The sequence below is a fragment of the Galactobacter caseinivorans genome, from assembly GCF_003640665.1.
Taxonomy (GTDB): Bacteria; Actinomycetota; Actinomycetes; order Actinomycetales; family Micrococcaceae; genus Galactobacter; species Galactobacter caseinivorans.
The window spans coordinates 60,357-72,290 of the sequence record NZ_QQXL01000007.1 but is presented as its reverse complement, the minus strand read 5'-3'; the positions used below and the strand labels follow the sequence as shown (position 1 = coordinate 72,290).

12 protein-coding genes are annotated in these 11,934 nt (G+C 68.3%); 4 read left to right on the top strand and 8 right to left on the bottom strand.

Annotated elements, in window-relative coordinates:
- Nucleotides 1-38 precede the first annotated feature (38 nt).
- From DWQ67_RS11530 to fabF, 4 genes are all read left to right on the top strand, one after another.
- A complete protein-coding gene (locus tag DWQ67_RS11530; RefSeq protein ID WP_121485771.1) occupies nt 39-956 on the top strand; it encodes an ACP S-malonyltransferase in 918 nt (305 codons plus the stop codon).
- A 19-nt stretch (nt 957-975) separates the two neighbouring features.
- Nucleotides 976-2,028, top strand: coding sequence for a beta-ketoacyl-ACP synthase III (locus DWQ67_RS11525; RefSeq protein ID WP_121485770.1), 1,053 nt, complete (start codon nt 976-978; stop codon nt 2,026-2,028).
- 115 nt (nt 2,029-2,143) lie between these two features.
- Nucleotides 2,144-2,392, top strand: coding sequence for an acyl carrier protein (locus DWQ67_RS11520; protein ID WP_121485769.1), 249 nt, complete (start codon nt 2,144-2,146; stop codon nt 2,390-2,392).
- A gap of 136 nt (nt 2,393-2,528) precedes the next feature.
- Entirely contained in the window at nt 2,529-3,767 is a 1,239-nt protein-coding gene (gene fabF, locus DWQ67_RS11515) for a beta-ketoacyl-ACP synthase II (protein ID WP_121485768.1), read from the top strand.
- 90 nt (nt 3,768-3,857) lie between these two features.
- On the opposite strand, the gene DWQ67_RS11510 is transcribed toward fabF, so the two are convergent.
- The 8 genes from DWQ67_RS11510 to DWQ67_RS11475 form a co-directional block, all read right to left on the bottom strand.
- The gene (locus DWQ67_RS11510) at nt 3,858-4,361 is read right to left on the bottom strand and encodes a DUF3145 domain-containing protein (RefSeq protein WP_121485767.1); all 504 of its coding nucleotides are present in this window, start codon (nt 4,359-4,361) and stop codon (nt 3,858-3,860) included.
- A 153-nt stretch (nt 4,362-4,514) separates the two neighbouring features.
- Complete coding sequence (locus DWQ67_RS11505; RefSeq protein ID WP_121485766.1) at nt 4,515-5,447, bottom strand: tyrosine recombinase XerC; 933 nt, start codon at nt 5,445-5,447, stop codon at nt 4,515-4,517.
- Between the two features lie 9 nt (nt 5,448-5,456).
- Nucleotides 5,457-6,722 carry a DNA-processing protein DprA gene (gene dprA, locus DWQ67_RS11500; protein ID WP_121485765.1) on the bottom strand — a complete coding sequence of 422 codons (1,266 nt, stop codon included), beginning with the start codon at nt 6,720-6,722 and terminating at the stop codon, nt 5,457-5,459.
- Nucleotides 6,719-8,272 carry a YifB family Mg chelatase-like AAA ATPase gene (locus DWQ67_RS11495; protein ID WP_121485764.1) on the bottom strand — a complete coding sequence of 518 codons (1,554 nt, stop codon included), beginning with the start codon at nt 8,270-8,272 and terminating at the stop codon, nt 6,719-6,721. The genes dprA and DWQ67_RS11495 overlap by 4 nt, the downstream gene beginning before the upstream one ends.
- The gene (locus DWQ67_RS11490; protein WP_233556069.1) at nt 8,269-8,721 is read right to left on the bottom strand and encodes a YraN family protein; all 453 of its coding nucleotides are present in this window, start codon (nt 8,719-8,721) and stop codon (nt 8,269-8,271) included. The genes DWQ67_RS11495 and DWQ67_RS11490 overlap by 4 nt, the downstream gene beginning before the upstream one ends.
- A 60-nt stretch (nt 8,722-8,781) precedes the next feature.
- On the bottom strand, nt 8,782-10,737 hold the full coding sequence (locus DWQ67_RS11485) for an ABC transporter permease (protein WP_121485762.1): 1,956 nt from the start codon (nt 10,735-10,737) through the stop codon (nt 8,782-8,784).
- On the bottom strand, nt 10,734-11,504 hold the full coding sequence (locus DWQ67_RS11480) for an ABC transporter ATP-binding protein (RefSeq protein WP_199712695.1): 771 nt from the start codon (nt 11,502-11,504) through the stop codon (nt 10,734-10,736). Before DWQ67_RS11480 ends, DWQ67_RS11485 begins: the two co-directional genes overlap by 4 nt.
- 100 nt (nt 11,505-11,604) lie before the next feature.
- A complete protein-coding gene (locus DWQ67_RS11475; RefSeq protein WP_121485760.1) occupies nt 11,605-11,922 on the bottom strand; it encodes a DUF2469 domain-containing protein in 318 nt (105 codons plus the stop codon).
- Nucleotides 11,923-11,934 lie beyond the last annotated feature (12 nt).

Here is an 11,934-nt window from a genome sequence, read left to right as displayed (position 1 = left end):
ACCGCATCCACAGCGTCCAAGGTGAGAAGGTAGAGAACGTGCTTGCCATTGTTTGCCCCGGTCAGGGCTCCCAGACTCCCGGTTTCCTCTCCGCTTGGATTGAGGATCCCACCACCGCCGCCCACCTGGTGCGCCTCTCGGATGCTGTGGGTCGCGACCTGACGCAGCTCGGCACCACGGCGGATGAGGACACCATCAAGGACACCGCGGTGGCCCAGCCACTGATCGTCGCCGCCGGCGTGCTCACCGCACGCGCGCTCTTTGGCGACAATCTCCCCGCCGGCGCCGTGGTGGCCGGGCACTCCGTGGGAGAGATCACCGCCTCCGCGCTGACCGGCGCCCTCTCTGAGGCAGACGCCATGAACTTCGTGACCGTGCGCGCCAACGGCATGGCACAGGCAGCGCAGGCCGTCCCGACCGGCATGTCCGCCGTCCTCGGCGGGGACCCGGACGAGGTCCGCGCGGCCATCGTGGCGGCCGGACTGACCCCTGCCAATGAGAACGGCGGCGGGCAGATTGTGGCCGCGGGATCGCTGGAACAGCTGGCGGCCTTCGCAGAGAATCCCCCGGCCAAGACGCGCGTCATTGCGCTCAAGGTCGCCGGGGCCTTCCACACCGAATACATGAGCCCGGCCGTTGACGCCCTTTCACAACTGGCGGGCGCCCTGCCCACGCAGGACCCGTCCACGACCCTGCTGAGTAACTTCGACGGGGCGCAGGTGCCCAGCGGCGCGGCGAACCTGACCTCGCTGGTGGCCCAGGTGACGCGACCGGTGCGCTGGGACCTGTGCGAGGAAACCATGCTGGAACTGGGCGTGACCGGGCTACTGGAGCTCGCGCCGTCGGGCACCCTTGCCGGCCTCGCCAAGCGAGGAATGAAGGGCGTCAAGACCTTTGCCTTGAAGACGCCGGACCAGCTCGAGGACGCTCGCGCCTTCGTGGCAGAACACGCCTGAGCACTAGGGAGAACGTTGCATGAGCCCCACCCTGAATGAGAACCCGCTGCGCGAGCACTCGCGCATCCTCTCCGTTGGCCACTTCAGTCCTGACGTGATCGTCACGAACGAGGACGTGTGCCAGTGGATTGATTCCTCCGATGAATGGATTCGCCAGCGCACCGGAATCGAATCACGCCGCCGCGCAGACGCGCAGACGCAACTCATCGACATGGCAGAGGCCGCTGCCCGGGAGGCGGTGGAGCGCGCCGGAATCCAGGCCTCCCAGCTGGGCGCCGTCATCGTCTCCACGGTGACCTTCCCCTACGTGACCCCGTCCGCCGCCGCGCTGCTGGCCGAGCGCATCGGAGCGACCCCGGCACCCGCCTTTGACATCTCCGCGGCCTGCGCCGGCTACTGCTACGGCGTGGCCCAAGCGGACGCGCTGGTGCGCTCCGGCGCGGCAGAGTACGTGCTCGTGGTCGGCGCGGAGAAGCTCTCCGACATCATCGACAACCACGAGCGCACCATCAGCTTCCTGTTGGGCGACGGCGCCGGCGCGGTGGTGATTGGCCCCTCTGACACCCCCGGCATCTCCAAGAGCCAGTGGGGCTCCAACGGCGCCAAGTGGGACGCCATCGGCATGACACACTCCCTGCTTGACCTGCGAGACATCGCGGTAGGCGCCCAGGATGACCCGTCCATGCTCGCCGTGGCACAGACGGAAGCCAAGCTCTGGCCCACGCTGCGCCAGGACGGCCAGACCGTGTTCCGCTGGGCCGTGTGGGAGATGGCGAAGGTGGCCCGCAAGGCCGTGGAGGACGCCGGCATTGAGCCGAGCGACCTCGTGGCCTTCCTGCCCCACCAGGCCAACCTGCGCATCATTGACCAGATGGTCAAGGAGCTGGGCTTGCCGGAGCACGTCTACGTGGCGCGGGACATCAAGGAGTCCGGCAATACCTCAGCCGCCTCCATCCCCCTGGCCATGCACCGCGCGCTGGAGGAGCACCCCGAGCTTTCTGGTGGGCTGGCCCTGCAGATTGGCTTTGGCGCCGGCCTCGTCTTTGGCGCGCAGGTCGTGGTCCTGCCCTGAAGGCCGGGCCCGGCCCTTTAGGCTAGGGACGAAACACCCCCAAGAACGCGAATCGGTTCGCACCCGCCCCGATTCATCGCCGGAGACTCCGGCACATCACCGAAGGAGAAAGCCCATGGCTTCCACGAACGAAGAAATCCTCGCCGGTCTGGCAGAGATTGTGAACGAAGAGACCGACCTGCCCGTGGAGGACGTCCAGATGGACAAGTCCTTCACCGAGGATCTCGACATCGACTCCATCTCCATGATGACCATCGTGGTTGAGGCCGAGGGCAAGTTTGACGTGAAGATCCCGGACGAAGAGGTCAAGAACCTCAAGACCGTCGGCGACGCCGTCACCTTCATCGCCAAGGCTCAGGCCTAAGCACCCCGGGGTCACGGACCCCACACCCCTGGCCGGGCGGTGAGCCACACGCTCCCGCCCGGCCGCGGACTCCCACCCCGCTCCCCTCACCGGACACCCCGGGCCGGGGTACAGCCCGCACGTTAGGACACCTCGCATGGCCAAGACAGTCGTCATCACCGGACTGGGTGCTACCACCCCCATTGGCGGCGACGTCCCGACCAGCTGGGCCAACGCCCTGGTCGGCACGTCAGGCGCCCGCTCCCTGACGGAGGACTGGGTCCAGAAGTGGGATCTGCCCGTCACCTTTGCCGCGCGCACCGCGGTCCCGGCCGCTGACGTGCTCAGCCGCTCGGAAATCAAGCGCAACGACCCCTCTGCCCAGTTCGCCCTTGTTGCCTCCCGTGAGGCATGGAAGGACGCGGGACTGGATCAGGCGGAGATTGACCACGACCGGCTCGGCGTCTCTTACGCCACCGGCATTGGCGGCGTGAACACCCTGCTGGACGCCTGGGATGTGTTGCGCGAGAAGGGCCCGCGCCGCGTGCTGCCCATGACGGTGCCCATGCTCATGCCCAACGCCTCCGCCGGCGTGCTCTCCCTGGAGTTCAAGGCCCGCGCTGCGGCCCGCACCCCCGTCTCCGCCTGCGCCTCTGGCACCGAGGCACTGGCCATTGGCCAGGAGATGATCCGCTCCGGGCAGGCCGACGTGGTGATTGCCGGCGGCTGCGAGGCCGCCATTCACCCCATTACGATTGCCTCTTTTGCGTCAATGCAGGCGCTTTCACGCCGCAACGACGACCCGGCCTCCGCGTCGCGCCCGTATGACCTTGACCGTGACGGTTTCGTCATGGGAGAGGGCGCAGGCACGCTGATCCTGGAGTCTGAGGAGCACGCCAAGGCGCGCGGCGCGCGCATCTACGCCGAGTTGGCCGGCACCGCGATCACCTCGGACGCCTTCCACATCACAGCGCCCGACGCCGAGGGGCTGGGTGCCACGCGCGCGCTGCGGGCCACCATGGTGGACGGCGGCTTCACGGCTGAGGACGTGGTGCACGTGAACGCGCACGCCACCTCCACCCCCGTGGGAGACATCCCGGAGAGCGTTGCCCTGCGCATCGCCTTTGGCGATCACATGGACAACGTGGCCGTCTCAGCGACCAAGTCCCAGACCGGCCACCTGCTGGGTGGAGCCGGCGCCGTGGAGGCCGTGTTCTCCGTGCTGGCCCTGGTGGACCACAAGGCTCCCGTGACCATCAACCTGGACCGCCAGGACCCGGCGGTGAACCTTGACGTGGTGACCGGAACCCCGCGCGTCATCAAGGACGGCGTGGCCGTGTCCAACTCCTTCGGCTTTGGTGGGCACAACGCCGTCGCGGCGTTCCGCACGTACTGATCCCAGCCGTGACCTCACGGTGAACAGAGAAGGAGCCGGCCCCCCAAGGGACCGGCTCCTTCTCTGTGCTGGGGCGTGTAAGCCGACGTGTTAGCCGACGTGGTGCAGCCAGCGCACCGGCGCACCGTCCGCTGCGGCACGGAACGGCTCCAGCTCCTCATCCCAGGCCTCGCCCAGGGCAATGGAGAGCTCGTGGTACAGCGCTGCGGGGTTGCCCTGGCCCTGCTCGTAGGCGTAGCGGATGCGATCCTCTGAGACCAGGATGTTGCCGGCCACGTCCGTGGTGCCGTGGAAGATGCCCAGTTCAGGGGTGTGGGACCAACGCGAGGCATCAACGCCGCGGGAGGCCTCCTCGGTGACCTCGTAGCGCAGGTGTGCCCAGCCGCGCAGGGTGGAGGTGAGCAGAGCACCTGTGCCCTGTTCCCCGGCCCAGGCCAATTCGGCGCGCATCATTCCTGGTGCGGCGGGCTGCGCCGTCCACGTGAAGTCGGTGTGCCGCTCGATCACGGAGCTCAGAGCCCACTCGATGTGAGGGCACAGCGCGGAGGGAGCCGAGTGTATGTACAAGGCTCCGCGCGTCATCGGAATCGACATGCGCTCCTCCAGATCTAGTCGGTACGTCTTCCCCAACGGCCGGCTTGATCAAACTGTCAGATTGTCATGTCCTCCTGACATTGTGCACGGTGCTTGAAGGATTGACAAACGCATTCACGGGATTTCCGCACAGAGTTCCACCGCCCGTCACCTTTAGGCGCGTGGATGAGCGCGCCGGTAGCCCTCGCGTAAACGTTCCACGGACACGTGGGTATAGAGCTGCGTGGTGGCCAGGGAACTATGGCCTAGGAGCTCCTGGACGCTGCGCAGATCCGCACCGCCATCAAGCAAGTGCGTTGCTGCGGTATGGCGCAACGCGTGGGGGCCGCTGGCCGATGTGTCTCCCAGGGCGCCCAGTGCGGCGTCCACGGTGGCGCGGGCCTGGCGCTGGTCCCAGCGGCCGCCCCTGGCCCCCAAGAGGAGCGCGGGCCCACTGCGCTCGGTGAGCAGGGCCGGGCGTCCGCGCCGCAACCAGCCTTCCAGTGCCTGCGCCGCCGGCCCCCCAAAGGGCACCACCCGCTGCTTGTTGCCCTTGCCGAGCACGCGCAGGGTGCGGGCCCCCTGGTCCACGTCGTCCATGTCCAGGCCCACCAGTTCCCCGATGCGAATCCCGGTGGCGTACAGCAGCTCCATGGCGGCGTGGTCCCGCAGTTCCACCGGAGTCTCCTGCCCCGCCTCTGCATCCTGGGTCAGGAGCCGAGTCATCTGGCTGGGCCGTAGGACCGGCGGAAGATGCTTCTCCCGCTTGGGTGCTCGCAACCGGGCCGAGGGGTCCACCGAAAGCAGCTCTTCGCGGCGCGCCCATGCGCAGAAGGTGCGGGCAGCGGCCGCGTGGCGGGACAGAGTGGTCGGGGCGGCTCCGGCGGCGGAGGCCCCAGCCAGCCAGCCTCGCAAGGCAGCGAGGTCCAGGGCACCCATGGCGTCTTGTGTGGTGGTCTCCGAGTCCGCGCCTAAGGAGCCAAGTAGGGACTCCACGTCCCGGCGATAGGCCCGCACCGTGTTCTCGCTGCGGCCGCGCTCGTGGCGCAGGTGGCGCACAAACGCCTCCACTACGTGTTCCACGGTTTGCGGCTGCCCGGTGTGCATTCCTCCAGCCTAGCCGCGCCGCCACGACCCGTCCTCCCGTTGCTCCGCCATGCCCTTGCGGCGCAGGCGTTGCAAGGCGGAGAGCCCCTCCATGGCACCGACCCCGGCCACACCCAAGAGCTTATTCACCTCAACGGCCCGGCTCAGCGGCAGGCTCTCCCACAGCCGCGCCTCTATCTCGTCGAGGCCGTCCGTTGGGCGGCGCTCCGACTCCGGCTCCCCCAGGTCCAGGGTGCCTTGCACGTTCCATCCGAGTGCGGCGAGCACGTCCTCGCCGCGGGTGACCAATTCCGCGGAGCCCTCACGGATCAACCGGTGTGGGCCCTCGCTGGTGCTGGCCGTGATGGGCCCAGGAACGGCCCCGACCCACCGCCCCAGTTCGGCAGCATGGTGGGCCGTGGAGAGCGATCCAGAGCGCCACCGGCCCTCAATCACCAGCGTCCCGGAGGAGAGGGCTGCGATGAGCCGATTCCTGGCCAGGAAGCGCCACCTGGTGGGTTGAGATCCGGGCGGGTACTCGCTGAGGATGAGCTGCTTGGTGGCCAGGTGCTTGAGCAGGCGGCCGTTGGAGGACGGGTAGAGGCGGTCCACTCCCCCGGCCAGCACGCAGACCGTGGCCAAGGTGGCGCAGTCCGTGGAACCATCATCCCGGGCCTCAAGCGCTGCGGCGTGCGCCAGGACGTCCACACCGATGGCGCCTCCGGACACGATGCACAGGCCACGGGAAGCAAGCTGACCCGTGAATTGGCGGGTGATGTGCACACCGTAGGGCGAGGGATCCCGGGTGCCCACGATGGACAGGCTTGGCTCCGCTCCCCAGGCGGGCAACCCCGGTCCCCTCCACCACAGCCCCAGCGGCTCGGCATCACCCAGGACGTTCAAGGCTCGGGGCCAGTGGGGATCCTCGGGAATCAGGAAGCCGCCGTTGACCTGGTAGGCGTTGGCCATGTCCTGCTCCGGCCAGGCGTCTACCGCACGGGGAAGCCAGCGTTGCAGCCCCGCCAACAGCGCACGGCCCGTCTGCTGCCGTTCCGAGAGCTGGCCATCCGGTTCCACCCCCATTTCCCGTTCTGCCACGGAGGCAAAATTACTGTGCTCCTGTTCCGTGGGTGCCGAACCCTTCAGCAGCTCCCACAGCCGCGGGGCGCCGAGCGCCTCCAGGGCCCACCGTGCTGCCTGATCCCCCGGCTCAACGCAGCGACTCAACCCGGCCCTGGCCACGCGCTCCTCGGAGCCACCGCCCACTGGCTCCCGCCCGGCTTCCTGGGCGCTCATGCCGCAGCCGCCGGTGTCCCACGCAAGTCTGCGGCGCCCTGCACATGGGTGGCGTCCGGACGTTCCTTGCCGCCCAGATCCGCCAGGGTCCACGCGATGCGTAGCACCCTGTCCACCCCCCGACCGGTAAGCGCCAACTCCTTGGCCACCGTCTCCAGGTGACTCCGTGCCGCTCCTTTGAGTCCCAGTTCCGCGGATCGCAGCACCGCGCCGGGGATCCTGGCGTTCAGGGCCACACCATGCTTGGCCCAGCGCCTGGCCTGGCGGGCACGGGCAGCCTGCACCCGTTCCCGCACCTGGGCGGAGGACTCGCCGCCCTGCATGCGCACCATGGCGGCTACCTCCACCTCCGGAACGTTGATGCGCAGGTCCACTCGGTCCATCAGCGGACCGGAGAGCCGGGCCCAGTAGCGCCGGCGCACTATCGCCGGGCATTCGCACTCCCTGCTCCTCTTCCCGCACGGGCAGGGGTTTGCGGCCATGACCAGCTGAAAGCGGGCGGGGTATCGGGCGGTACCTGCAGCCCGGTGCAGCGTGAGCATGCCGGACTCCAGCGGCTCACGCAGCGCGTCCAGGGTGCGGGAGGCAAACTCGGGGGCCTCATCGAGGAACAGCACGCCGGCATGGGCCAGCGATGCCGCCCCTGGTCGCGGAACACCGCTTCCACCGCCCACGAGTGCGGCGGTGCTCACCGTGTGATGGGGAGACTCAAAGGGCGCCCGGCGCACCAGTCCCGTCACGGGAATGCCTCCCAGCGAACGCACGCAGGTGGCCTCCACGGAGTCCTCGTCTCCCAGCAGCGGAAGCAGCCCGGGCAGGCGCTCGGCCAGCATGGTCTTGCCCGCCCCTGGCGGCCCCGTGAGGAGCACATGGTGCCCGCCCGCGGCCGCCACCTCCAGCGCGTAACGTCCCACCGGTTGGCCCACCACCTCACTCAGGTCCTTGCCATCCAGCCGGTCACCGTCGCCCCGCGCCGCGTCCACCCCCGTGGCGTTGTCCGGCTCACGACGCGGCTGCACCGGTGGCCACCTCAGCTTCTCCCGCGGCACCCCCAGCTCCAGCAGCAGGTCACTCACGTGCTCGTAACCGCGCACCTCTACTCCCGGGACCAACCCGGCCTCCTCGAGGTTGGCGGCAGGCACAACGCAACGCCTGAAGCCCTGGCGTTGAGCGGCGAGAACGCTCGGCAGGATCCCGGCCAGCGGCCGCAGCGATCCATCCAGCGAGAGCTCCCCCAGGAACACCACTCCGGGCGGCACCCGCAGCACTGAATCCGCCGCGAGAGCGGCGATCAGGATGGCCAGGTCAAAGGACGGGCCCCGCTTGGGCAGCGCCGCCGGCACCAGATTGATGATGAGACGGCGCGGGCTCAACGGCACGCCGGCGTTCCGTGCGGCGGAGCGCACCCGGTCCCTGGCCTCTTGCAGCGAGGCATCCGGAAGGCCGAGCAGAGTCATCCCTGGCAGCCCACCCCCTAGATCCGCCTGCACGTCCACTCGATGCCCGTTCAGTCCCACCAGGGCCACGCAGGAGGTGTTTCCCAAGCTCATGCCGACACCCCGCGGTAGTGCTCCACGCTGATGGGCCCGCCGGCCCCGGACGGCCACACCAAGGCCAAGACGTCCACGCGCCGTGGGGTAAAGCTCCACTCGCACCCGCCCTCGCCGTCCGCGTAAGCGCGCAGCAGGCGGTGCAGCCGCATCAGTTTGTCCCGGCTCACCGACTCGGCCGGGTGGCCAAAACCGTCCCCAGAGCGCGTCTTGACCTCTACCGCCACCAGTGACCCATCGGCGTCGAGCACTAAAAGGTCCAGCTCACCCTGGCGGGTGCGCCAATTGCGCTCCAGGATCACCCCCTCGCGCTCCTGAAACCACGCCGCGGCAAAATCCTCCCCAGCCCTGCCCAACTCCTTGGCGTCCATCGCCACCACCTCCCACACACCAGGGTGACGCGGGAGGAACATCACCGCGCTGGGATTACGGCCAGCTGTGGACAACACGCCGCCGTCCCCCTCCGAAGCGGCATCGGTGAGGGACGGCGGCGTGTGGCGACGGCCAAACTATGCCGTGCGTGCCCCCGCCTTCAGCCTGGGACCCGGCAGCGCCAAGGCGGCGCCCACCGCGGAGGACCCCGTGCTGGTGAGCACACAGATGAGCAGGACCGCTGCCAGGATCCCGACGGGGACAATCGGGGAGATCGCTGAACCCATCCCCAAGAGTGCGGTATTCATCCGGGCATAGACCAGCACCGTGACCGCGATCGCCAGGATCGCAGCCGTCGCCGCCGTGATCGCGGATTCGATGACGATGGATGCCATAGCGGAGCGGCGCCTGGCACCGATCCTCGTCAGCAGTTCAAGCTCGCGGCGACGCTCACGAACGGAGGCCAAGGTGGACTGGGCCAGGCTGAAGACGGCGAGAAGCGCGGCCCCGCCGATGATCGTGAAGATGGCGGCCTGTTGCTTGGCCACGCTCTGGCTCACGGAGTGCTCAATCCATTCTTCGCCCGTCATGACCTGGACCGCCGGCGCCGCCTGGCGCAGCGCGGCGACGAGTTGCTCATCCGTGACCCCGGCCGCGGGCTCCGCCAGCCACGTGTCCATGGTGGCGCCTGGGTCGCGGTTGAGCTCGCGCTGATCCAAGAGCAAGCTCCCGTAGATAAAACTCGTGGACTCCACCGTGGCGACCACCTTCACGGTCAGGTCGGTGCCCCTTGGAGTCGTCAAGTGCAGCGAGTCACCGATGTTTGCGGTGCCGGAGATGGCCGCGACGTTCCTGCCCCGAACGTCCGCCAAACTGCCCTGCTTCACCTGGGCGGGGACAAAGTGAGTGAAGGTCGCCGGATCAATGCCCATGATGCTCAGCCAGCTCTCTGGCGCCATGGCAGGCTCATTCCAGGACCAGTCTCCCGCACGCTGAATCCGCGTGATGGCGCCGATCTCTGCCAGCTCCTTGGTCCCGCTCATGCCATCGTGCTCAGGCGCCTGGGAGGGCTGCGCCTGCTCCGAGCCACGCTCTGCCACCGCGTGAGCATGGGTGATTTCGCGCAGCCCCTGTGCGCTCTCCGCGCGGCCGGTCTGGGCGATGGTCCCGAAGACGGCACCGAGCCCAAGGAGCAGGATGATGGGGGTCGCCAGCGCCGCGGAACGGCGGGCGTCATGAACCGTGCGCTCCCGCGCCACGAGCGCTGCGCCGGGAGCCACCACGGTCAGGGCACCGCCGAGCAGGCGCGCAATGCTCGGGACCACAAGGGGTGCCAAGGCGGAGACCAGCAGGACCGCCCCGCCACCCACCGCTGCCGTCGAGAGCTGAAAGTTGACGCTCTGCGGGGGCAGAAGCAGAAAGACGACGACGGCGATGGCACCAAGACCGGCCACCACCCACCGGATCGGGGGCATCAGACGCGGCACGGCGCTCACGCTCTGGACGGCCTCGATGGGTGGGGTGCGCCCGATGCGCCGGGCGGCGGTGAACGCACCCACCACGCTCACCAGGGTCATGAGGACCACACACCACACGAGTGCGCTGAGGTGAACGCCGACGGGGACCCCCGGCGGCCAGTTATCCTGCTTGGTCAGCAGCTCCGCGTAGGGGCCGGCCAACGGCAGCGACGCGAGCGCCCCCACCGCAGAGCACACCAGGCCAAGGATCACGCTTTCACGCAGAACCATGCCCGTGACCTGCCGTGGCGAGGCGCCTGTCAATCGCAGCAGCGCCAGCTCGCGGCGACGGCCCTCCACCACAAAACTCATGGTTTGGGAGACCAGGAGCACCGCAACAAAGACGCCAAGCCCCGCCATCAACCCACTGATGAAACGCCCGCTGCCAGCCAGACCAAGCAGCTCCGCGCTCTGATTTGCGCTCAGCCCAGTCAGGTCCACCCGGCCCGCCTGCGCGGACTGGACGAGGGTGAGTGAGCTGCCCACCAAGACGGAGGAGGCAAAGAGCACCACGGCTAGCCCCACGTAGGACCATCGGTGCTCGCGCAGCATGTCCAAGGCCAGCCCGCGGCTCATGAAACGGCGTCTTCCAAGGAGGCAAGGCGGGCCGCGATGCTCTCCGCGCTGCCGCCGGCCATCTCATCCACCAGCTGGCCATCCAGCAGCCACACCACCCGATGGGCCCGCGCCGCCACCCGGGGATCATGCGTGACCATCAACACCGCGGTGCCCTGATCCACCAAGTCCTGCACCAGCCCGAGCACCTGTTCCCCGGAGCGGGCGTCAAGGGAGCCGGTCGGCTCGTCCGCAAAAACCACGGCGGGTGAGGACACCAGGGCCCGGGCGATCGCCACGCGCTGACGTTGGCCCCCGGAAAGCTGCTCGGGTCGCGAGCCCAGCTTCTGCCCCAGCCCCACGCGTTCCAGGACGGCGGCCACCTCCTGCTTGGGCCGCCGCTCGCCGCCAAAGCGCGCGGGCAGGCCCACGTTCTGTTCAGAACTCAGTGCCGGTACCAGGTTGAACTCCTGGAAGATGAACCCGACTCGGTCCCGGCGCAGGGCGGTCAGATCCTTCTCCGACGCGGTCAGTACGTCCGTACCATCCAGCGTCACGCTCCCGGTCTGTGCCCGCAGCAGCCCCGCGGCGCACAGCAACAACGTGGACTTCCCGGATCCGGATGGACCCATCACCGCGACCCACTCACCAGCGGCGACGTTGACGCTCACGTCACGCAACACGGGGACGTCACCGGCACGCGTGGGATAAGCGTAGGAGAGACCCTCCGCCGCCAGAGGAGTGGGGCCGGCGGCCCCGTCCGTCATCGTTGAACTACGTCCACTCACCGCAAGTCACCTCATGCTTCGCACTCAAGAAACGTTTGTTGGGCTGTGGCCCATGAGCACGGGATGTGACGGGCCGTCAGGGGGTGAAGTCCCCCAAGCGTTAGTCCCCCAGCGGCGAATCCTTGAGCAGATCGGATTTGGCCAGTTCCTCCACGTTCACGTCCTTGAACGTGATCACGCGGACGGTTTTGACGAAGCGTTGCGTGCGGTACACGTCCCACACCCAGGCGTCCTGCATGGTGAGGTCAAAGTAGACCTCTCCGTCTGAGCTGCGTGCCTGCAGGTCAACGTGATTGGCCAGGTAAAAGCGCCGCTCCGTCTCCACCACATAGGAGAACAGGTTCACGACGTCCTTGTACTCGCGGTAGAGCTGCAGCTCCATCTCGGTCTCGTAGTTCTCGAGATCCTCAGCACCCATGAATCCTCCGCA

Coding starts and splice junctions, on each gene's coding strand:
- fabF (WP_121485768.1), top strand. CDS start 2,529: ATGGCCAAGACAGTCGTCATCACCGGACTGGGTGCTACCACCCCCATT.
- DWQ67_RS11525 (WP_121485770.1), top strand. CDS start 976: ATGAGCCCCACCCTGAATGAGAACCCGCTGCGCGAGCACTCGCGCATC.
- DWQ67_RS11495 (WP_121485764.1), bottom strand. CDS start 8,272: ATGAGCTTGGGAAACACCTCCTGCGTGGCCCTGGTGGGACTGAACGGG.
- DWQ67_RS11520 (WP_121485769.1), top strand. CDS start 2,144: ATGGCTTCCACGAACGAAGAAATCCTCGCCGGTCTGGCAGAGATTGTG.
- DWQ67_RS11475 (WP_121485760.1), bottom strand. CDS start 11,922: ATGGGTGCTGAGGATCTCGAGAACTACGAGACCGAGATGGAGCTGCAG.
- DWQ67_RS11510 (WP_121485767.1), bottom strand. CDS start 4,361: ATGTCGATTCCGATGACGCGCGGAGCCTTGTACATACACTCGGCTCCC.
- DWQ67_RS11485 (WP_121485762.1), bottom strand. CDS start 10,737: ATGAGCCGCGGGCTGGCCTTGGACATGCTGCGCGAGCACCGATGGTCC.
- DWQ67_RS11505 (WP_121485766.1), bottom strand. CDS start 5,447: ATGCACACCGGGCAGCCGCAAACCGTGGAACACGTAGTGGAGGCGTTT.
- dprA (WP_121485765.1), bottom strand. CDS start 6,722: ATGAGCGCCCAGGAAGCCGGGCGGGAGCCAGTGGGCGGTGGCTCCGAG.